Below are 20,419 nucleotides of genomic sequence, written 5' to 3' on the forward strand. Positions count from 1 at the left end.
CATCACGATGGCGTCAAGAGGGCAGGGGGGACCACATCTGCTTCTTCTAATGCGGGGTACACATGCGCGAGTCGGTTCAGGCTGAGGTCCTGATGAGCTTCCTCGTCTCCGAGGAGCTCTCCTTCCGGATCCCGGTGGAACTGCGGTACGAGATGCGAGATCCCTACGCGGTGCGCATGACCTTCCACCTGCCCGGCGACGCGCCTGTTACCTGGGCCTTCGGCCGTGAACTGCTTCTGGACGGCATCAACGCCCCGAGCGGGGACGGGGATGTGCGCATCGCGCCGACCGGCCCCGAAGACCTGTCCGACGTTCACATCCGGCTTCAGGTCGGCGCCGACCGGGCGCTCTTCCGCGCCAGCGCTCCGCCGCTCGTCGCGTTCCTCGACCGCACTGACAAGCTGGTGCCGTTGGGGCAGGAGTGCACGCTCGCCGACTTCGATGAGCACCTGGAGGAGGCGCTGGGCCGCATCCTCGCCGAAGAGAACGCCGGCTAGCGAAGCCGGCCACCCTCACTTCGCGCGGCGTCGCCGGCCGCCGCGCGACGTGCGTGGCTGGGATCCCGGCCGGTCGGCCGAGACGACCAGCGCGGCCAGCGCGGTGGTCACCGGCACCGAGGCGACCAGTCCGATCGAGCCCACCAGCGTCCGTACGATCTCCTGCGCCACCAATTCGCTGTTGGCCACGGTGCCCACGCTGCTCTGGGCGATCGAGAACAGCAGCAGCAGGGGCAGGGCAGCGCCCGCGTAGGCGAGGACGAGCGTGTTGACCACGGATGCGATGTGGTCCCGGCCGATCCTGATCGCCGCCCGGTACAGAGCCCGGGGCCCCATCGAGGGGTCCGCCTGGTGGAGCTCCCACACCGCGGACGTCTGAGTGACCGTCACGTCGTCGAGGACGCCGAGCGAACCGATGATGACGCCCGCGAGCAGCAGGCCGGACATGTCGATGTCCGGGTAGAGGCCGTGGATCAGGCCGGTGTAGTCGTCGGTGTTGCCGGTCAGCGAGGCCCAGCCGATGAACAGGGAGCCCAGCAGGCCGATCAGCAGCAGCGAGATCAGGGTGCCGAGGACCGCGACCGACGTACGGGCCGACAGGCCGTGGCACATGTAGAGCGCGATCAGCATGATCGCGCTGGCCCCGACCACCGCCACCACCAGGGGATTCGAGCCTTGGAGGATGGCGGGCAGGATGAAGAACGTCAGGACCAGGAAGCTGACAGCCAGCGCGATCAGCGCCATGACGCCGCGCATCCGGCCGACCACCACCACGGCCAGGGCGAAGATCGCGGCGAGGACCGCCATCGGGATCCCGCGGTCCACGTCCGTCACCGAGTACTGCAGGTCACGCGGCGCGTCGGGGGCGTAGGCGACCACCACGCCCTGGCCCTCCTCCAGTTGGCGCGGGGCGTCCGGCTGCACGATCTCGGTGAAGGTGCGGCCCTTGTCAGGGCCGGTGGTGACCTCGACCGTCGCCCTCGCGCACGTTCCCTGCTGGGCGTTGACCGCCTCGCGTCCCTCCGGTGTGGAGGTGTCGCCGGTCGGCGGGACCTGCGCGGCGTTCACCTCCTTGCAGTCGACCCGCACGACCTTGGTGACCTTGCCCTGCTGGGTCTGGCGGTCGAAGCCGACACCGGTGCGTTCGTGTGCCGGGGTGCCGCCCGGCCAGAGGAGCGCCACGCCCACCAGTACGGCGGTGGCGAAGGGGATCAGGACGGCGGCGATGACCTTGCGCAGGTGCCGTGAGACGGGTGCCGCCGGCCCGTGGCTGTGCGTGTGGCCGTGGGGTTCGGGAGTCCGCTGCGAAGAAGTCACCGACCGATCATCGCAAGAACGGAGGGGCCCCTCTGTTCAGCACGCCAGGAAGGACGCTAGCGTGGTGGCACCTTTGCACACGCGGGAGCTCGGAGCACCGGGCTGAGAGGGCGCTGATCACCGTACATATGTACGGGAGGAGGCTGCGCCGACCGCCGAACCTGTTACCGGGTAATGCCGGCGTAGGGAGTAGGTCTCATGACCATTCAGGATGCACGCACGCCTGCCGCCGATCAGGCCGAGCGGAAGCCGGGCTGGCACAAGGGGTACATCGAGGGCTCGCGCCCCGACCTCCGGGTGCCGGTCCGGCAGGTGCACCTCACCAACGGCAAGGACGTGACGCTGTACGACACGTCCGGGCCGTACACCGACCCCACCGTCGACACCGATGTCCGCCGGGGCCTGCCGCCGCTGCGGGAGAACTGGATCATCGGGCGCGGCGACACCGAGGAGTACGCCGGCCGCCCGGTCCGCCCCGAGGACGACGGCATCAAGCACACCTCGCCGCGCGGTGGCCTCAAGAACCTCGACGCGGTCTTCCCGGGACGGCCGCGGCTGCCGCGCCGGGGCCGGGACGGCCAGGCCGTGACCCAGCTCGCGTACGCCCGCCGGGGGGAGATCACCCCGGAGATGGAGTACGTCGCCATCCGCGAGAACGTCTCCCCCGAGGTCGTACGAGAGGAGATCGCGGCCGGGCGCGCGGTGCTGCCGGCCAACGTCAACCACCCGGAGATCGAGCCGATGATCATCGGCAAGCGGTTCCTGGTGAAGGTGAACGCCAACATCGGCAACTCCGCCGTCACGTCCTCCATCGAGGAGGAGGTGGAGAAGATGACGTGGGCGACCAAGTGGGGCGCCGACACCGTCATGGACCTCTCCACCGGCCGGAACATCCACACCACCCGCGAATGGGTGCTGCGCAACTCCCCCGTGCCGATCGGCACCGTCCCCCTCTACCAGGCGCTGGAGAAGGTCGACGGCAAGGCCGAGGAACTGACCTGGGAGATCTACAAGGACACGGTCATCGAGCAGGCCGAGCAGGGCGTCGACTACATGACCGTCCACGCCGGTGTCCTGCTGCCGTACGTGCCGCTGACCGCACGCCGCAAGACCGGCATCGTCTCCCGCGGCGGCTCGATCATGGCCGCCTGGTGCCTCGCGCACCACAAGGAGAACTTCCTCTACACGAACTTCGAGGAGCTCTGCGAGATCCTGGCGACGTACGACGTCACCTACTCGCTGGGCGACGGGCTGCGTCCCGGCTCGATCGCGGACGCCAATGACGCCGCGCAGTTCGCGGAGCTGAAGACGCTGGGCGAGCTCAACACGATCGCCAAGCGCCACAACGTGCAGACCATGATCGAGGGCCCCGGGCATGTCCCGATGCACAAGATCAAGGAGAACATCGACCTCCAGCAGGAGATCTGCGAGGAGGCGCCGTTCTACACGCTCGGCCCGCTGACCACGGACGTCGCCCCGGCGTACGACCACATCACCTCCGGTATCGGCGCCGCGATGATCGCCTGGTGGGGCACCGCGATGCTCTGCTACGTCACGCCCAAGGAGCACCTGGGCCTGCCCAACCGCGACGACGTGAAGACCGGCGTCATCACCTACAAGATCGCGGCTCACGCGGCGGACCTGGCCAAGGGCCACCCGGGTGCCCAGGAGTGGGACGACGCCCTGTCGGACGCCCGCTTCGAGTTCCGGTGGGAGGACCAGTTCAATCTGGCGCTCGACCCGGACACGGCCCGGGAGTTCCACGACGAGACGCTCCCGGCCGAGCCGGCCAAGACCGCCCACTTCTGCTCGATGTGCGGTCCGAAGTTCTGCTCGATGAAGATCTCGCAGGACATCCGGCGCGAGCACGGCGGCGATCTTCAGGCGGACCAGATCGAAGCAGGAATGGCGGAGAAGTCCAAGGAGTTCGCCGCCGCCGGCAACCGGGTCTACCTGCCGCTCGCGGAGTAGGCCCTTCTCCGGCCCAGTGGTTCCACGGGCCGGATGTTTCACGTGAAACATCCGGCCCCGAGGACCGGTCATTCCGGCTGGTGCTCGGGGCCGCCGAAGTCGGGACTGGTGAAGTCCGGGCTGGTGAACATCGGCCGGGTGCCGGTCGCGCCTTCGCTCGGGCTGGAGAAGTCCGGTCCGCTGAACCCGACCTTGGGAATCCGGCTCATCGGCCGCGGGGGTGCCGATGAACCCGGATCGGCGCTCGGATCGGCCAGCGCGGCGCGCAGGAACGGGACTATGCCCCGCTCCAGGAGCGCGATGCGCCAGGCCTCGCGGGCCCGGGACACCTCGTCGGGCTCACCGCCCGGCTCCTGCGCGGGCACCTGGGTGGCGCCGTTGCGCAGGGCCGTGACGAGCAGTCCGACCGCGGCGGCCAGGATGCCCACCGCGGTGACGGCGCCGAAGAACCAGCCGGTGGCCAGCAGGGTGTCCGCGAAGGCCGGTGGTTCGTCGAGAGCCTTCAGCAGATAGCCGACGAGCAGAAAGATCAGCGCGGCCGTACCGGCGAGGACCGGAGCGAGCACGGTCACGACTGCGCCGAGCCCGGCGCCCGTACCGTCTACGGACTCGCCGCCCGACGAGGTCCGTGCCGAGTCCAGTGCGCTCCCGCCGGACGGCGCACGCAGCTCCTCGCGGACCTTGACGAAGTGGTCGTACTCCGCGGCGGCCGACGAAGTGATCAGCGTTGTCGCGTTCAGTGCCATGGTGCGTAGCTGTTCGGTGTTGAGCCGTTCGCCGACCGCGGCGAGATCCGGACGGTCGTGTGCGTTACGCAGTGCGTCGTCGAGGATGCGCTCGAACTCGGCGCGGTCCTCGGTCAGCAGGTGCGGAGCCACGTTCATGTGCATCCCCCGATGCTCCGTAGGGCCTGTGTGCCCGCGGACCGCGGGCAGTTGGGCGGAAACGGAGGAGAGCCTGCTACGGATAAGCCGATGGTAGAGCGGTTACCGCAGGGGGTGACAGGGGGTTTCCGGAAATCGCCTTTCCCCGCTCCGCTCAGTGACGCAGGGGGAGTTGGACGACCAGCAGCTTTCCGGCCATGGTCACGCCGCCGTCCATCGCGATGGCGAGACCGTCGGCGTACACATGCGGCTCCTCGACGATCGGCCGGGCGGCCTCGCCCTCGGCGTCCTCGGTGCCGACCTCACCCAGCAGGTACGGGATGGGGCTGTGACCGTGCACCACCCGCCCGCCGCCGTAGGTCGACAGGAGCTCCTGCACGGCCTGGGGGCCGCCTTCGTCGCGGAAGGCGAAGCGCTTGGTGAACTTCCGGAAGAGGTCCCAGCACTCGTCGGCGTCGCCGCGGTTGAGGATCTCGTGGACGGTCTCGTTGACGTCCTCGATGGTCGAGCCGTAGTCGAGGTAGGCGGTGGTGTCGGAGTGCAGCAGGAGATGGCCGTCCTCCTCCACCACGGCGTCCAGCCGGGACATCCACTGGAGGTGGACGTCCTGGAGGCGGTCCATGTCGTGCTTCTGTCCGCCGTTGAGGAGCCAGGCGGCCTGGAAGGTGGCGGTGCCGGCGCCGGAGTTCACCGGGGTGTCGGCGAAGCGCTTGGCGCCGATGAGCAGCAGCTCGTGGTTGCCCATCAGGGCCTTGCAGTAGCCGCCGGCCGCGGCGGCCTCGGCGGACAGCCGCATGACGAGGTCGATCACGCCGATGCCGTCGGGGCCCCGGTCGGTGAAGTCGCCGAGGAACCAGAGCCGGGAGTTGCCGGCCGCCCAGTTCCCGTCGGCGTCGATCAGCTCCTGCTCACGCAGGGCGGCGACGAGTTCGTCGAGATAGCCATGGACGTCGCCCACCACGTAGAGCGGGCCGAGGCCCTCGGGGGCGACGGGCACCTCGGAGGGGGAGACCCTCACCTGCACGGTGTCACCTCGGTTGATCACCGGAAGGTCCCGCGCGGTGGGGGTGTAGCCCTCCGGGAACTGGTCGTCGGGGAAGGCGTCGCCAGGGTGGCCGACGTGTCCCTGCACGGGCACGCGCGCGTACGGCGGTACCCGGAAGTCACGCAACGTGGCCGTCCGCACCACGGCTTCCTGCCCGGCCCCCTGAGTCATCGACCCCTCCACCACCGTCGTGACGCCCTGCACACGTGGACCGGCCTGGTCGGGGTCGTCCACGGTGTCGTGCGCCCATCATAGGAATGAGGCTCCTCCTGTGTGACGCACCAGGGGTGGTGAATCATGGTCCACCCCTGGTTCACCGGTTGTTTCGCCCCAATTGAGAAGGTCTAGTCCTGCGAAGGAGACCGGGGCGGGCTGACCGTCGTCCGTGGCGAGCGTCTCTGCGAGGACGTCCGGACGATGAGTTCGGTCGGTATCACCTGCTCGACCGGGCCGTCGGTGTCGATCCCCTCGATGGCGTCGATGAGGAGCTGGACGACGGCGGTACCGATCCGGCGTGGTTTGAGCGAGAGCGTGGTGATGGGCGGTTCGGTGTTCGCGTAGACCGTGGACTCGCTGCAGCAGACCAGCAGGAGATCGTCGGGGACGCGCAGGCCGTACCGGCGGGCGGCGGCCAGCAGATCGGTGCCGTTCGGGTCGAAGAGACCGTAGACGGCGTCGGGGCGGTCGGGGCGGGCGAGGAGCCGGTCGGCGGCGACGGCGCCCGCACACGGGTCGTGCGCGGGGTAGGCCTCGTAGACAGGGTCCTGTCCGACCCGCTCGCACCAGTTGAGGTAGGCGGTGGTGGACAGGCGGGTGTACGTGTCGGTGGTGGTGCCGGTGAGCAGACCGATCCGGCGGGCGCCGGCGGCGGCGAGATGGTCGAGCAGGTCGAGGACGGCGGCTTCGTGGTCGTTGTCGACCCAGGCGGTCACCGGGAGGGTGCCGGCCGGGCGTCCGTCGGAGACGACGGGCAGGCCCTGGCGGACGAGCTCGGTGACGACCGGGTCGTGGTCGGAGGGGTCGATGACGACGGTGCCGTCGAGGGCGACGTTCGACCAGACGTCATGGCGTGAGGTGGCGGGCAGGATGACGAGTGCGTAGCCGCGCGCGAGCGCGGCCGAGGTCGCTGCTCTCGCCATCTCTGCGAAGTACGCGAATTCGGTGAAGGTGAAAGGTTCATCCCCGTAGGTCGTCACGGTCAGGCCGATGAGCCCTGACTTGCCGGTACGGAGCGTTCGGGCCGCCGCGGATGGGCGATAGCCCAGCCGGTCGGCGACCTCGCGGACGTGGCGGCGGGTGGCATCCGGGAGCCGGCCCTTGCCGTTGAGCGCGTCGGAGACAGTCGTGATGGAGACTCCGGCTGCGGCGGCCACGTCCCGGATGCCCGCTCGGCCCTGCCGGCTTCCCCGGGTCTGTGCCCGGCTCACCTGGTGCTTCCCTGCTGCTGTCATGGCGAGCCGATAGTAGGGCGAGGGCGGGTGGTTGGGCCGGTCGCATATTCACTCGTTGACAGGCACGTTTCTGCATGATCGTTCATGGTCAAAAGCCATAGAACAGCAGGTAGTTGGGGGTGTGGACATGGGGCCTGAGGTTGTCGACACGCATGGGCCTACCAAATGCCGGATGTTGCGAAGAGGTCTCAACTCACTACTACGGGCGACGCGCGCCAGGGCGCTCGCCACCGGCGCGCGCCAGGATGGCTAGCGCTCCCCCTTCGTCGCGCCCTGGCGCGAGGTTCCGCACAGGTTGCCTGCGGCAGCCCATTCGCAGGGGAGGCGAATCCTCATAAGGTGAGGAGTATTGGTGGTACGGACGGTCGAGGAGGACCACAGTGAGCGAGACGAGCCCGCGCGGGACGAGCCCGAAGCTGCGCGCCGAGCTGGACGGCATTCCCACCTACAAGCCGGGCAAGCCGGCTGCCGCGGGTGGGCCGGTCGCGTACAAGCTGTCCTCCAACGAGAACCCGTACCCGCCGCTGACCGGCGTCATGGAGAGCGCGCTGGCGGCGGCCGCCGGCTTCAACCGCTACCCGGACATGGCCTGCACGGGTCTGATGAACGAGCTCGCGGAGCGCTTCGGGGTGCCGGTGTCGCACTTGGCGACCGGCACCGGCTCGGTCGGGGTCGCCCAGTCGCTGCTGCAGTCCACCTCGGGCCCGGGCGACGAGGTGATCTACGCCTGGCGGTCCTTCGAGGCGTACCCGATCATCACCCAGATCTCGGGCGCCACCTCGGTGCGGGTGCCGCTGACCGATGGTGACGTGCACGACCTGGACGCGATGGCGGAGGCGATCACCGACCGGACCCGGCTGATCTTCGTCTGCAACCCGAACAACCCCACCGGGACGGCTGTGCGCCGCGCCGAGCTGGAGCGGTTCCTGGACCGGGTGCCGTCGGACGTGCTGGTCGTGCTGGACGAGGCCTACCGCGAGTTCGTGCGGGACGTCGAGGTGCCGGACGGCATCGAGATCTACCGGGACCGTCCGAACGTGGCGGTGCTGCGGACCTTCTCCAAGGCGTACGGCCTGGCCGGGCTGCGGGTCGGTTTCGCGGTGGCCCATGAGCCGGTGGCGGCGGCGCTGCGCAAGACCGCGGTGCCGTTCGGGGTGAGCCAGCTCGCGCAGGACGCGGCGGTGGCCTCGCTACGGGCGGAGGACGAACTGCTGGGCCGGGTCGGCTCGTTGGTCTGCGAGCGGACCCGGGTCTACGAGGGCCTTGTGGGCCAGGGCTGGACCGTTCCCGACACGCAGGCGAACTTCGTCTGGCTGCGGCTGGGTGAGCGGACCGTCGACTTCGCGGCGGCCTGCGAGCGGGCCGGTGTGGTGGTGCGGCCGTTCGCGGGCGAGGGTGTGCGGGTCACCATCGGGGAGACCGAGGCCAACGACCTGTTCCTGAAGGTGGCCGAGGGCTTCCGCAAGGAGGGCTGAGTCCGACGGGGGCCGGCCGGGAGGTCGGCTCAGTCGTCGGCGAGCTCGACGCGGATCGGGTCGCCGTCGCGGACGGTGGCGAGATGGCGCGGGTCGCCGTCGATCTCTCCGAGGAGGTTGCAGGGGCTCGCGAGGCGGCATTCGTCGCCCCGGGAGATCGGTGTGGGGCCGTAGGGGAGCGCGAGCGCGTCGCCGTCGGTCCAGAAGGCGACGGTGCCCGGCTCCACCACCTGTTGTGCGCCGGCTTCGCGTGCGGCGGAGACCGGAGTGTCGAAATAGACCTCCTCGCCCCAGGTGCGGGCGGTGGAGGAGATCGGGAGAACCCCCGCGAGCGCTTTGCTCGTGGGGGTTTCTTCGAGGGTCGCGGTGAGGTGCCCGGCGGGCCAGGAGATACGGATCTTCATGGGCCGGATTCAACAATATGTTGAAGTCCCTGGGAAGAGGTACCCGCCGGTAACGCACCCCCCTTGCCAGTACGGATTTCGTATGAGACATAATGCTTGTGAATGTGAACGCGTTCACAAGCGTGTCCTGGTCATCCCGAAATGGGCGGGATCAAGAGTGGCAAAACCCCGACGTGACCACGCGATGTGAGGAGAAGACGACGTGGATCTAGCTCTGGCGCCAGAAACACTGGCGCGATGGCAGTTCGGCATCACCACCGTCTACCACTTCCTTTTCGTCCCTCTGACGATCTCGCTCGCCGCGCTCACGGCGGGTCTCCAGACCGCCTGGGTGCGCACGGAGAAGGAGAAGTACCTCAAGGCGACCAAGTTCTGGGGCAAGCTGTTCCTGATCAACATCGCCATGGGTGTGGTCACCGGCATCGTCCAGGAGTTCCAGTTCGGCATGAACTGGTCGGACTACTCGCGCTTCGTCGGTGACGTCTTCGGTGCCCCGCTCGCCTTCGAGGCGCTGATCGCCTTCTTCTTCGAGTCCACGTTCATCGGCCTGTGGATCTTCGGCTGGGACAAGCTGCCGAAGAAGATCCACCTGGCGTGCATGTGGATGGTCTCCATCGGCACGATCCTGTCCGCGTACTTCATCCTGGCCGCCAACTCCTGGATGCAGCACCCGGTCGGCTACCGCATGAACGAAGAGCGCGGCCGGGCGGAGCTCACGGACTTCTGGCTGGTGCTCACCCAGAACACGGCCCTGACCCAGTTCTTCCACACCATGACGGCGGCCTTCCTCGTCGGCGGCGGCTTCATGGTCGGCATATCCGCCTTCCACCTGGCCCGCAAGAAGCACGTCACCGTGATGCGGACCTCGCTCCGGCTCGGCCTGATCACGCTGATCATCGCCGGACTCGGCACCGCCATCAGCGGTGACCTGCTCGGCAAGGTCATGTACAAGCAGCAGCCCATGAAGATGGCGGCCGCCGAGGCGCTCTGGGACGGCGAGGCGCCGGCACCCTTCTCGGTCTTCGCGTACGGCGACGTCGACAAGGGCCACAACAAGGTCGCGATCGAGATCCCGGGCGTGCTGTCCTTCCTGGCCAACGGCGACTTCACCTCGCACGTCCCGGGCATCAACGACGTCAACAAGCAGATGCAGGAGAAGTACGGCCCGGGCGACTACCGGCCCAACATCCCGGTCGCCTACTGGGGCTTCCGCTGGATGATCGGCTTCGGCATGGCGTCCCTCTCCATCGGAATGCTCGGCCTCTGGCTGACCCGGAAGAGGTTCCTGCTCCCGTCGGCGCTGCGGACCGGCGAGGACGAGGTCCCGCACCTGGTCCTCTTCCGCAAGAAGGCTCTCGGCCCCCGGTTCAGCAAGCTGTACTGGCTGGTGGCGCTGTGGACCATGGCCTTCCCGCTGATCGCCAACTCCTGGGGCTGGATCTTCACCGAGATGGGCCGGCAGCCCTGGGTCGTCTACGGCGTGCTGCGCACCCGGGACGCGGTCTCCCCCGGTGTCTCGCAGGGCGAGGTGCTCACCTCGATGATCGTCTTCACCCTGCTGTACGCCGTGCTCGCCGTGATCGAGGTCAGGCTGCTGGTGAAGTACGTGAAGGCCGGACCCCCGGAGCTCACCGAGGCCGACCTCAACCCGCCCACCAAGATCGGCGGGGACGACCGTGACCCCGACCGGCCGATGGCCTTCTCGTACTGAGGCTGAGGAGAGCGACCCATGGAACTCCACAACGTTTGGTTCGTGCTCATCGCCGTCCTCTGGATCGGCTACTTCTTCCTCGAAGGCTTCGACTTCGGGATCGGCGTCCTGACCAAGCTGCTCGCCCGCGACCGGGCCGAGAAGCGTGTCCTGATCAACACCATCGGCCCGGTCTGGGACGGCAACGAGGTGTGGCTGCTCACGGCGGGCGGCGCGACCTTCGCCGCCTTCCCCGAGTGGTACGCGACGCTGTTCTCCGGCTTCTACCTGCCGCTGCTGCTCATCCTGGTCTGTCTGATCGTGCGCGGTGTCGCCTTCGAGTACCGGGTCAAGCGCTCCGGGGAGAACTGGCAGCGCAACTGGGAGCACGCGATCTTCTGGACCTCGCTCATCCCGGCCGTGCTCTGGGGGGTGGCCTTCGGCAACATCGTGCGCGGCGTGAAGATCGACGCGCAGAAGGAGTACGTCGGCAGCCTCTTCGATCTGCTCAACCCGTACGCGCTCCTCGGCGGGCTGGTCACGCTCTTCCTCTTCACCTTCCACGGCGCGGTGTTCGCCGCGCTCAAGACGGTCGGTGACATCCGGGAGCGGGCACGCAAGCTGGCGTTCACACTCGGTCTGGCCACGGCGGCGCTGGCGCTGCTGTTCCTGCTGTGGACGCAGGTCGAGAACGGCGACGGCAAGAGCCTGGTCGCCCTGGCGGTCGCGGTGGCGGCGCTGGTCGGTGCCATCGGAGCGATCAGGGCCGGGCGCGAGGGATGGTCGTTCGCGCTGTCGGGCGTCACGATCGCTGCCGCGGTGGCGATGCTCTTCCTCACGCTCTTCCCGAACGTCATGCCGTCCTCGCTGAACGCCGAGTGGAGCCTCACGGTCACCAACGCCTCGTCCAGCCCGTACACCCTGAAGATCATGACCTGGTGCGCGGCCGTCGCCGCGCCGCTGGTGATGCTCTACCAGGCCTGGACGTACTGGGTGTTCCGCAAGCGGATCGGCACGCAGCACATCGCCGACTCCGCGCACTAGTGGGGGAATGTTTCACGTGAAACCGATCGACCCGCGTCTGCTCCGGTACGCCCGGGCCACCCGTCTCTTCCTGGCGGCGGTGGTGGCCCTCGGATTGGCCGGGGCGGCGCTGGTCGTCGCCCAGGCGATGCTCATCGCCGAGGTGGTGGTGGGTGCCTTCCAGCGGGGCCTGTCGTTCTCCGGACTCACCACCGAGCTGGGCCTGCTCGCGGCGGTTGCCGTGGGGCGGGCGCTGGTCTCCTGGCTGACCGAGCTGGCCGCCCATCGCGCGGGCGCGGCGGTGAAGTCGGAGCTGCGCAGGCGGCTGCTGGAGCGTTCCGTGGCGCTGGGGCCGGGGTGGCTGAGCGGGCAGCGGACGGGATCGCTGGTCGCGCTCGCGACGCGGGGTGCGGACGCCCTGGACGACTACTTCTCGCGCTATCTGCCGCAGTTGGGGCTCGCGGTGGTGGTGCCGGTGGCGGTGCTGGCGCGGATCGTCACCGAGGACTGGGTGTCGGCGGCGGTCATCGTGGTGACCCTGCCGCTGATCCCGCTCTTCATGATTCTGATCGGCTGGGCCACGCAGGCCCGGATGGACCGTCAGTGGAAGCTGCTGTCGCGGCTCTCGGGGCACTTCCTGGACGTGGTCGCCGGGCTCGCCACGCTGAAGGTCTTCGGCCGGGCCAAGGCGCAGGCGGAGTCGATCCGGGCGATCACCTCGGAGTACCGGCAGGCGACGCTGCGGACGCTGCGGATCGCGTTCCTGTCGTCGTTCGCGCTGGAGCTGCTGTCCACGCTCTCCGTGGCGCTGGTCGCGGTCGGGATCGGTATGCGGCTGGTCCACGGCGACCTGGACCTGTACACGGGGCTGGTCATTCTGATCCTTGCGCCCGAGGCGTATCTGCCGATCCGCCAGGTCGGGGCGCAGTACCACGCGGCGGCCGAGGGGCTCGCGGCGGCGGAGGAGATCTTCGACGTCCTGGAGACGCCGGTACGTGGCGGTGGCACGGGGGAGCCGCCGACGGCGGCGAGGCTGGAGCTCGACCGGGTGACGGTACGCCATGCCGGCCGCGCGCAGCCCTCGCTGGACGCGGCCTCGCTGGTCGTCGAGCCGGGCGAGACGGTGGCCCTGGTCGGACCGAGCGGGGTCGGCAAGTCGACGCTGCTGGATGTGGTGCTCGGGTTCGTCGCGCCGGACGAAGGCGCGGTACGGGTCGGTGGCGCCGACCTCGGGTCGCTGGACCTGGAGCGGTGGCGCGAGCGGATCGCATGGGTGCCGCAGCGGCCGTATCTCTTCGTCGGCACGATCGCCGAGAACGTGCGCCTCGCGCGGCCGGACGCCTCGGACGAGGAGGTGCGGCGGGCGCTGACCGACGCCGGGGCCTGGGAGTTCGTCGCCGGGCTGCCCGAGGGCGCGGCGACACCGCTGGGCGAGGACGGCGCCGGGCTCTCGGCCGGCCAGCGACAGCGGCTCGCGCTGGCCCGGGCGTTCCTCGCGGACCGGCCAGTCCTGCTGCTCGACGAGCCGACGGCGGCGCTGGACGGGGAGACGGAGGCGGGCGTCGTCGACGCGGTCCGGCGGCTGGCCGCGGGCCGTACGGTCCTGCTGGTCGTTCACCGGCCCGCCCTGCTGGCCGTGGCGGACCGGGTGGTGATGCTCGGGGCGCTCGCGGCCTCCGGCCAGGGCGGCGAGCGCCGTCCGGCGGCGGCCGTGGTGCCGGACGGGCAGGCGGGCGCCGCGACTGTGGTTGCCGCCGGGCTGAGCGCTGGGCCGGACGCTGGAACGGCCGTCGGGCCGGGCGCCGGGGCGAGCGAATGGCCGATCGCCGTCCCGGCCACAGAGCCGGACGCTCGGCTGCGTGGCGGGCTGGACGCCGGGCCTACCGCTGGAACGGTCGTCGGGCCGGACGCTGGGACGAGTGAACGGCCGATCGCCGGGCCGATCGCCGTCCCGGCCACAGAGCCGGACGCTCGGCCGCGTGGCGGGCTGGACGCCGGGCCTCCTGCTGGAACGACCGTCGGGCCGGACGCTGGGACGAGCGAACGGCCGCGGGCCGGAACGGTTACCGGGCCGGACGCCGGGACGCGGGGCGGGAACGTGCTCGCGCGGGTGCGGGGGATGGCCGGGGCGCTGCGGGGGCGGCTGGGGCTGGCGCTCACGCTGGGGAGCCTTGCCCTGGGTTCGGCCGTGGGGCTCATGGCCGTCTCCGGCTGGCTGATCTCGCGGGCTTCCGAACAGCCGCCCGTGCTCTATCTGATGGTCGCCGTCACCGCCACGCGCGCGTTCGGCATCGGCCGGGCCGTCTTCCGCTACGCCGAGCGGCTCGTCTCGCACGACGCGGTGCTGCGGATGCTCGCCGAGCTCCGCGTCACGGTCTACCGCCGCCTCGAGCGGATCGCCCCCGCGGGGCTGCGCCTGACCCGGCGCGGGGACCTGCTCTCCCGCCTGGTCTCCGACGTGGACGCCCTCCAGGACTACTGGCTGCGCTGGCTGCTGCCTGTCGGCGCCGCCGTGGTCGTCGGCGCCGGGTCCGTCGGGTTCACCGCTTGGCTGCTGCCTGAGGCCGGAGCCGTCCTCGCCGTGGGTCTGCTGACCGCCGGAGTCGCCGTACCGCTGCTCAGCGGCGCCCTCGCGCGACGGGCCGAACGACAGCTCGCGCCCGCGCGCGGCGCTCTCGCCACCACCGTCGTCGACCTGCTGCGCGGCTGTGGCGAACTGACCGTGGCCGGGGCCCTCAAGGGCCGGGCGGAGCGGGCCCGGGACACCGACGGGAAGCTCACCGCGATCGCCTCGCGGCAGGCGGCGGCCACCGCGCTCGGGGCCGGGCTCTCCGCGCTCGCCTGCGGGGTCACCGTGGCCGCCGCCGCGCTCGTCGGCGTACAGGCCGTACGGGAAGGACGGCTGGAAGGTGTCGCACTGGCCGTCGTCGTCCTGACCCCGCTCGCCGCCTTCGAGGCCGTCACCGGCCTGCCGCTCGCCGTGCAGTACCGGCAGCGGGTCCGGCGCAGCGCCGAGCGGGTGTACGAGGTGCTGGACGCGCCCGTCCCCGTGCACGAGCCCCGGCGGCCGGCCGAGCCGCCGCGGAGCCCCTTCCCGCTGGAGCTGCGCGGCATCGGCGCGCGGTACGCCGGGCAGGGGCGGGACGCGCTGCACGGCTTCGGCCTGACGATCGAGGCGGGCCGGCGCATCGCCGTCGTCGGCGCCTCCGGGTCCGGCAAGACCACCCTCGCGCAGGTGTTGCTGCGGTTCCTGGACGTCACCGACGGCATCTACCGGATCGGCGGTGTGGCGGCCGACTCGCTCGACGGGGACGCCGTGCGCCGACTCGTCGGACTCTGCGCCCAGGACGCGCACCTCTTCGACAGCTCCGTCCGCGAGAACCTGCGGCTCGCCCGCCCCGGTGCGAGCGACGAAGAGCTGCGCCGCGCCCTCGACGAGGCACGGCTGCTCGACTGGGTGGAGGCGCTGCCCAGCGGCATGGACACCCTCGTCGGCGAGCACGGCGCCCAGCTCTCCGGCGGCCAGCGCCAGCGCCTCGCCCTGGCCAGGACGCTCCTCGCCGACTTCCCCGTCCTCGTCCTGGACGAGCCCGCCGAGCACCTCGACCTGGCCACGGCCGACGCGCTCACCGACGACCTGCTGCGGGTGACCGAGGGGCGTACGACCGTCCTCATCACCCACCGGCTGCGTGGACTGGACGCGGTGGACGAGGTGGTGGTCCTGGACGCCGGACGGACGGTGCAGCAGGGGCCGTACGCAGAGCTGGCGGCGGTGGACGGACCGCTGCGGCGGATGCTGGAGCGGGAACGGGAGACCGAGGCGCTCGTCCCCCGCCCGTCGGCGGGACTCGTGAAGCGGCCTGCGGCGCCCGTGAACCCGCCGGTCGAGCCGACTTTCCTCGCTAAATAGGACTTACTAGTCTCAAGGGCATGACAGTGCCCGAACGCCAGGATCCCCTCGACGCCGCGACCCGGGCGACCCGCAGCCTTCAGGGCCTGTCCACCGAGCTCACCGCGCGCGTGCCCCAACTCCTGGAGGCCATGCGCTCGGTGGGCACCGGCCTCGAACTTCACTCCACCCTGGACCGGATCTGCCAGACCGCGGCCGAGCTCGCCGGGGCCCGCTACGCCGCGATCGGCGTGGTCGACGAGGAGGGCAGCGGGCTCTCGGACTTCGTCACCCACGGCGTGTCGGACGAGGTCGCCGAGCGCATCGGACGTCGGCCGGACGGTCACGCGGGGCTGCTCGGCGCGCTGATCCACCATCCGGATCCGATGCGGCTCGCCGACCTGACGAAGGATCCGCGCGCGGCGGGCTTCCCGCCCGGGCATCCGCCGATGCGGACCTTCCTCGGTGTACCCATCCGCGTCCAGGGCGAGATCTTCGGCAACCTCTATCTGGCCGAGAAGAGCGGCGGCGGCGTGTTCACCGACTACGACCTCCACATGGTCCGCGTCCTCGCCACCGAGGCCGGGATCGCCATCGGCAACGCCCGGCTCTACGAGGCGGCCCGCCAGCGCGAGCGCTGGATCGACGGCTCGGTCGCCGTCACCACGGCGCTGCTGTCCGGCGGTGACGCCGACGACGCGCTCGTGGTCGTCGCCGAACAGGCCCGCCGGCTCGCCGACTCGGCCGCAGGGATCGTGCTGCTGCCCGCCGAGGAGGGCGGTCTGGAGATCGTCGCCGTCTCCTGCGACCATCCCGCCACCTCGATGGGTGTGGTGATTCCGGAGGACAGTCCTGTGGTCCGGGAGCTGCTCGCCGGGGACGCGGTCTTCGTGGCCGACGCGGCCACCGACCCGCGGATGATCAGCAGGCTGTCGGAGCAGTACGGGCCCGCCATGCTCCTTCCGCTGCACAGCGGCGGCCGGGTCCTGGGCGCGCTTGCGACGCCACGCGCGCGTGGCGCCCGTCCGTTCACCGACGCGGAGCGGACCCTGGCCACGCAGTTCGCCTCACAGGCGGCGCTCGCGCTGATGATGGCGGACGCGCAGCGGGACCGGGAGCGCCTCGCGGTCTACGAGGACCGCGACCGGATCGCCCGGGACCTTCATGACCTGGTCATCCAGCGGCTGTTCGCGACCGGGATGATGCTGGAGAGCGCCCAGCGCAAGTCGGTCGTCCCCGCCGTGCAGGACGGGGTCGGCAAGGCGGTGGACGAACTGGACGTGACCATCCAGGAGATCCGTACGGCGATCTTCGCGCTTCAGCAGGGACCGGCCGAGGCGCCGTCCGGGCTGCGGACCCGGGTCCTGCGGGAGATCAACATGGCGGCCGTGCCGCTCGGCTTCACCCCCGCCCACCGGTTCGTGGGCGCGATCGACACGACCGTCGGCGATCTCACCGGCAAGAACCTCATCGCCGCGCTGCGCGAGGCCCTCTCCAACGCCTTCCGGCACGCCCGGGCCGGCCGGATCGAGGTCGTCGTCGACGCCACCGTGACCCTCGCCGACGGCGCGCCCGGGGTGCGGCTGTCGGTCGGGGACGACGGTGTGGGCATCCCGGCGGGCGGGCGGCGCAGCGGGCTGCGGAATCTCGCGCGGCGCGCCGAGTCGCTGGGGGGATCGAGCTGGTGCGGGCCCGGTATCGGCGAGGACGGCGGCGGTACGACCGTGGTGTGGCAGGCCCCGCTGCGGTCCCCGGAGTAGGGGCCGCGGGCAGAGCCCGCGCCTCAGAGCCCCTCGAGGATCCGTTCGATGACGACGGCGACGCCGTCCTCGTTGTTGGCGACCGTACGCCCGGAGGCGGCGGCGATCACATCGGGATGGGCGTTGGCCATCGCGTAGGAGGTGCCCGCCCAGGTCAGCATCTCCACGTCGTTGGGCATGTCACCGAAGGCGACGACCTCCTCGGCCGAGATCCCGCGCTCCGCGCAGCACAGGGCAAGCGTCGAGGCCTTGGAGACTCCGAGGCCGCTGACCTCCAGGAGGGCGGTGGGGCTGGAGCGAGTGATCGAGGCGTGTTCCCCGGCGGCCACGCGGGCCAGGATGAGGAACGCGTCTGGGTCCAGGTCGGGGTGGTGGGCGAGCAGCTTCAGCACCGGTGCGCCGGATCCGGGCCGGTCTTCGTGCAGCAGCTTCTCCGCGGTGGCGATGGTCGCGCCCGGGTCCAGGTGGAAGGGCGGGTAGTCCGGCTCGTAGTGGATGCCGGTGGCCAGCTCGACGGCGAAGGTGGTGCCGGGGGCCTCGGCGCGCAGCGTCCGTACGACCGTCAGGGCGGTCTCCCGGTGCAGCGGACGGGCCTCGATCACCTTGCCGCCGGCGTGCAGGTCGACCACCGCGGCGCCGTTGGCGCAGATGGCCAGGCCGTGGCCGTGGACGTGGTCGCTGACGACGTCCATCCAGCGGGCCGGCCGGCCGGTGACGAAGAAGACCTCGATCCCGGCCTCCTCGGCGGCGGCGAGGGCCGCGACCGTGCGCTCCGAGACGGACTTGTCGTCGCGCAGCAGGGTGCCGTCCAGGTCGGTGGCGATGAGCCGGGGCGTATGGGCGGGCAGGCGCGGAGAGTGGGATGAGATCACAGATCCATTCTCACGTACGGGGTGCACGGGCGTGCGGGTGGGCGCACATTTGAGTGCATGGACCGTCGCTGTGCGTGCGCGCCATGATTGTCAGTGCGGCCGCGTAGGGTCGTTCCATGCGTCTGAGTACCGTGATCCTCCCGTCCCGTCGTTGGCACGAGGGTGGCCGCGAGGAGTGGGTCCGAGCCGAGCGGCTCGGTTTCCACGCCGCGTACACCTATGACCACCTTTCCTGGCGGACCTTCCGTGACGGCCCCTGGTTCGGGGCCGTACCCACCCTGACCGCCGCGGCCGCCGCCACCGAGCGGCTGCGCCTCGGCACGCTGGTGACCTCGCCGAACTTCCGGCACCCGGTCACGCTCGCCAAGGAACTGATCTCCCTCGACGACATCTCCGGCGGCCGGATCACCCTCGGCATCGGCGCCGGCGGCACCGGCTTCGACGCCACGGCGCTGGGGCAGGAGCCGTGGACGCCGCGGGAGCGGGCGGACCGGCTGGCCGAGTTCGTGCCCCTGCTCGACCGGCTGCTGACCGAGGACGTCGTCTCCCACCGCGGCACGTTCTACTCGGCCGAGGAGGCCCGCAACATCCCCGGCTGTGTGCAGCGGCCGCGGCTGCCCTTCGCGGTCGCCGCGACCGGGCCGCGTGGGCTGAAGCTGGCCGCGCGGTACGGCCAGGCGTGGGTGACGACGGGGGATCCCAAGCTCTTCGAGACGGGGACGCCCGAGCAGTCCGTGGAGGCGATCCGTGGTCAGGCCGAGAAGCTGGAGAAGGCGTGCGTGGACATCGGCCGTGATGTGCGGGAGCTGGACAAGATCCTGCTGACAGGCTTCACGCCGGACCGTCCGCTGGAGTCCTTCGAGGCCTTCGTGGACTTCGCGGGCCGTCACTTCGAGCTGGGCTTCACGGAGATCGTGATCCACGCGCCGATCGCGGACTCGGTCTTCGCGGCGGATCAGGCGGTGTTCGAGCGGATCGCCACGGAAGGCCTCTCCCAGCTGGGCGGGTGAGGACCCTTCGCTCAAGAGGCGGTCGGGTCGGTCCGAGCGGTCGGGGCCCTCAGCGGCGGACCCGGCTGCTGAGCCAGCGGGTGAGCGTGCCGGTGAGGATGAGTTCCTTGTACGTCTCGTCCCCGGGCAGCGGCACGATCAGCCACCAGCCGGGCGGGAAGAACCTGCCCTTCACATAGGCCAGCTCGCTGTAGACGGAGCGGAGGAAGGCGGGGACGGAGTCGCGGGGGATGTCGTCGAACTCCGCTCCGTCGACGACGATCTTGGCGTCGTCCTCGGGGAAGAGCCGGACGGTGACGACGGGGGCGCCGCCGAGCTCGACGAACGCCTCGTGCGGGAGGGAGCCGTCCGGGTCGAAGACGGTGAAGGCTCCGGCCGACGTGCGCCGCGAGGTCTGGTCCGCTCCGATGTCCTCGGTGACCGCCATCTCGCGGTGGTACTCCTCGGCGACCTCGCGGATGGCGCGGACGGCGGACTCGGTGGTCGGCAGGTGCGGATGTCCCATACGGACGATCATGCCTGAGCGAGCATCACGGCGATGGCCGGGGAGCTGTGGAGTCGATCAGGCCTCAGCCGGGGAAGCGGAGGTACTCAGGTGGAACGGCCTCGGTGAGCCAGACGCCGTTGGCGCTGACGTGGAAGACGTGGCCGGTGCGGTGCATGGCTCCGGCGTCCACCGAGAGGACCACCGGGCGGCCGCGGCGGGCGCCGACCCGGGTCGCGGTCTCCCGGTCGGGGGAGAGGTGCACATGGTGGCGGGCCATGGGGCGCAGGCCCTCGGCACGGATCGCGTCCAGGGAGGCGGCCACCGTGCCGTGGTAGAGGTACGCGGGGGGCTCGGCGACCGGCAGGTCGAGGTCGACCTCGACGGTGTGGCCCTGGCTGGCGCGGATTCGGACGCCGTCGACGGCGAAGCGCCGTTTGTCGTTGACGGCGACCACATGATCCAGTTCGGCGCGGCTGATCGGGAAGCCGTGCGCGGCGGCGGCCCGCAGCAGTTCCTCGACCGGCACCCAGCCGTGGGGATCGAGAGTCAGCCCGATCCGTTCCGGCTGGTGGCGCAGGTGTTTCGAGAGGTATTTCGACACCTTCACGGTGCGTCTGTCGTCCATCGGGCCAGGATGCCGGAGC

At 70.6% G+C, this 20,419-nt stretch carries 16 protein-coding genes; 8 read left to right on the forward strand and 8 right to left on the reverse strand.

Going from position 1 to position 20,419, the window contains the following annotated elements; all coding sequences use genetic code 11:
* The first annotated feature begins 62 nt into the window (after positions 1-62).
* Entirely contained in the window at positions 63-497 is a 435-nt protein-coding gene (locus IEZ01_RS06465; protein ID WP_028797739.1) for an SsgA family sporulation/cell division regulator, read from the forward strand.
* Positions 498-512: 15 nt separating this feature from the next.
* On the opposite strand, the gene IEZ01_RS06470 is transcribed toward IEZ01_RS06465, so the two are convergent.
* The gene (locus IEZ01_RS06470; RefSeq protein ID WP_189200389.1) at positions 513-1,814 is read right to left on the reverse strand and encodes a YibE/F family protein; all 1,302 of its coding nucleotides are present in this window, start codon (positions 1,812-1,814) and stop codon (positions 513-515) included.
* A gap of 198 nt (positions 1,815-2,012) precedes the next feature.
* Here IEZ01_RS06470 and thiC point away from each other — a divergent pair, with 198 nt between their 5' ends.
* A complete protein-coding gene (gene thiC / locus IEZ01_RS06475) occupies positions 2,013-3,785 on the forward strand; it encodes a phosphomethylpyrimidine synthase ThiC (protein WP_189200391.1) in 1,773 nt (590 codons plus the stop codon).
* A gap of 68 nt (positions 3,786-3,853) precedes the next feature.
* On the opposite strand, the gene IEZ01_RS06480 is transcribed toward thiC, so the two are convergent.
* The 3 genes from IEZ01_RS06480 to IEZ01_RS06490 form a co-directional block, all read right to left on the reverse strand.
* Positions 3,854-4,675 (reverse strand): hypothetical protein, encoded by an 822-nt coding sequence (locus IEZ01_RS06480; protein ID WP_019887802.1) that lies wholly within the window; start codon positions 4,673-4,675, stop codon positions 3,854-3,856.
* Between the two features lie 148 nt (positions 4,676-4,823).
* Positions 4,824-5,885 (reverse strand): metallophosphoesterase, encoded by a 1,062-nt coding sequence (locus IEZ01_RS06485; protein WP_028797738.1) that lies wholly within the window; start codon positions 5,883-5,885, stop codon positions 4,824-4,826.
* Positions 5,886-6,058: 173 nt separating this feature from the next.
* Entirely contained in the window at positions 6,059-7,165 is a 1,107-nt protein-coding gene (locus tag IEZ01_RS06490; RefSeq protein WP_028797737.1) for a LacI family DNA-binding transcriptional regulator, read from the reverse strand.
* Between the two features lie 380 nt (positions 7,166-7,545).
* On the opposite strand from IEZ01_RS06490, the gene hisC reads away from it, so the two are divergent.
* A complete protein-coding gene (hisC, locus tag IEZ01_RS06495; RefSeq protein ID WP_189200393.1) occupies positions 7,546-8,640 on the forward strand; it encodes a histidinol-phosphate transaminase in 1,095 nt (364 codons plus the stop codon).
* 29 nt (positions 8,641-8,669) lie between these two features.
* Here hisC and IEZ01_RS06500 read toward each other — a convergent pair whose 3' ends face one another.
* Complete coding sequence (locus IEZ01_RS06500; RefSeq protein ID WP_019887798.1) at positions 8,670-9,044, reverse strand: cyclophilin-like fold protein; 375 nt, start codon at positions 9,042-9,044, stop codon at positions 8,670-8,672.
* 202 nt (positions 9,045-9,246) lie between these two features.
* Between IEZ01_RS06500 and IEZ01_RS06505 the strand changes: the two genes are divergently transcribed.
* From IEZ01_RS06505 to IEZ01_RS06520, 4 genes are read left to right on the forward strand one after another with little or no spacing between them, the layout of a single operon-like run.
* Complete coding sequence (locus IEZ01_RS06505) at positions 9,247-10,755, forward strand: cytochrome ubiquinol oxidase subunit I (protein ID WP_019887797.1); 1,509 nt, start codon at positions 9,247-9,249, stop codon at positions 10,753-10,755.
* An 18-nt stretch (positions 10,756-10,773) separates the two neighbouring features.
* A complete protein-coding gene (cydB, locus tag IEZ01_RS06510; RefSeq protein WP_019887796.1) occupies positions 10,774-11,778 on the forward strand; it encodes a cytochrome d ubiquinol oxidase subunit II in 1,005 nt (334 codons plus the stop codon).
* A gap of 16 nt (positions 11,779-11,794) precedes the next feature.
* A complete protein-coding gene (gene cydD / locus IEZ01_RS06515) occupies positions 11,795-15,667 on the forward strand; it encodes a thiol reductant ABC exporter subunit CydD (RefSeq protein ID WP_189200395.1) in 3,873 nt (1,290 codons plus the stop codon).
* Positions 15,668-15,687: 20 nt separating this feature from the next.
* Positions 15,688-17,406 (forward strand): GAF domain-containing sensor histidine kinase, encoded by a 1,719-nt coding sequence (locus tag IEZ01_RS06520; protein WP_028797736.1) that lies wholly within the window; start codon positions 15,688-15,690, stop codon positions 17,404-17,406.
* Positions 17,407-17,429: 23 nt separating this feature from the next.
* Here the strand turns inward: IEZ01_RS06520 and IEZ01_RS06525 are convergent, their stop codons facing one another.
* A complete protein-coding gene (locus tag IEZ01_RS06525) occupies positions 17,430-18,278 on the reverse strand; it encodes a Cof-type HAD-IIB family hydrolase (protein ID WP_189200397.1) in 849 nt (282 codons plus the stop codon).
* A gap of 116 nt (positions 18,279-18,394) precedes the next feature.
* On the opposite strand from IEZ01_RS06525, the gene IEZ01_RS06530 reads away from it, so the two are divergent.
* Positions 18,395-19,288, forward strand: a complete 894-nt coding sequence (locus tag IEZ01_RS06530; RefSeq protein WP_189200399.1) for an LLM class flavin-dependent oxidoreductase — start codon at positions 18,395-18,397, stop codon at positions 19,286-19,288.
* Positions 19,289-19,337: 49 nt separating this feature from the next.
* Here the strand turns inward: IEZ01_RS06530 and IEZ01_RS06535 are convergent, their stop codons facing one another.
* Both IEZ01_RS06535 and IEZ01_RS06540 read right to left on the reverse strand, forming a co-directional pair.
* Positions 19,338-19,793: a hypothetical protein gene (locus tag IEZ01_RS06535; protein WP_189200402.1), complete on the reverse strand. Its 456-nt coding sequence runs from the start codon at positions 19,791-19,793 to the stop codon at positions 19,338-19,340.
* Between the two features lie 64 nt (positions 19,794-19,857).
* Entirely contained in the window at positions 19,858-20,400 is a 543-nt protein-coding gene (locus tag IEZ01_RS06540; protein ID WP_019887790.1) for an RNA 2'-phosphotransferase, read from the reverse strand.
* Positions 20,401-20,419 lie beyond the last annotated feature (19 nt).

The organism is Streptomyces purpureus (assembly GCF_014648195.1).
GTDB lineage: Bacteria > Actinomycetota > Actinomycetes > Streptomycetales > Streptomycetaceae > Streptomyces > Streptomyces purpureus.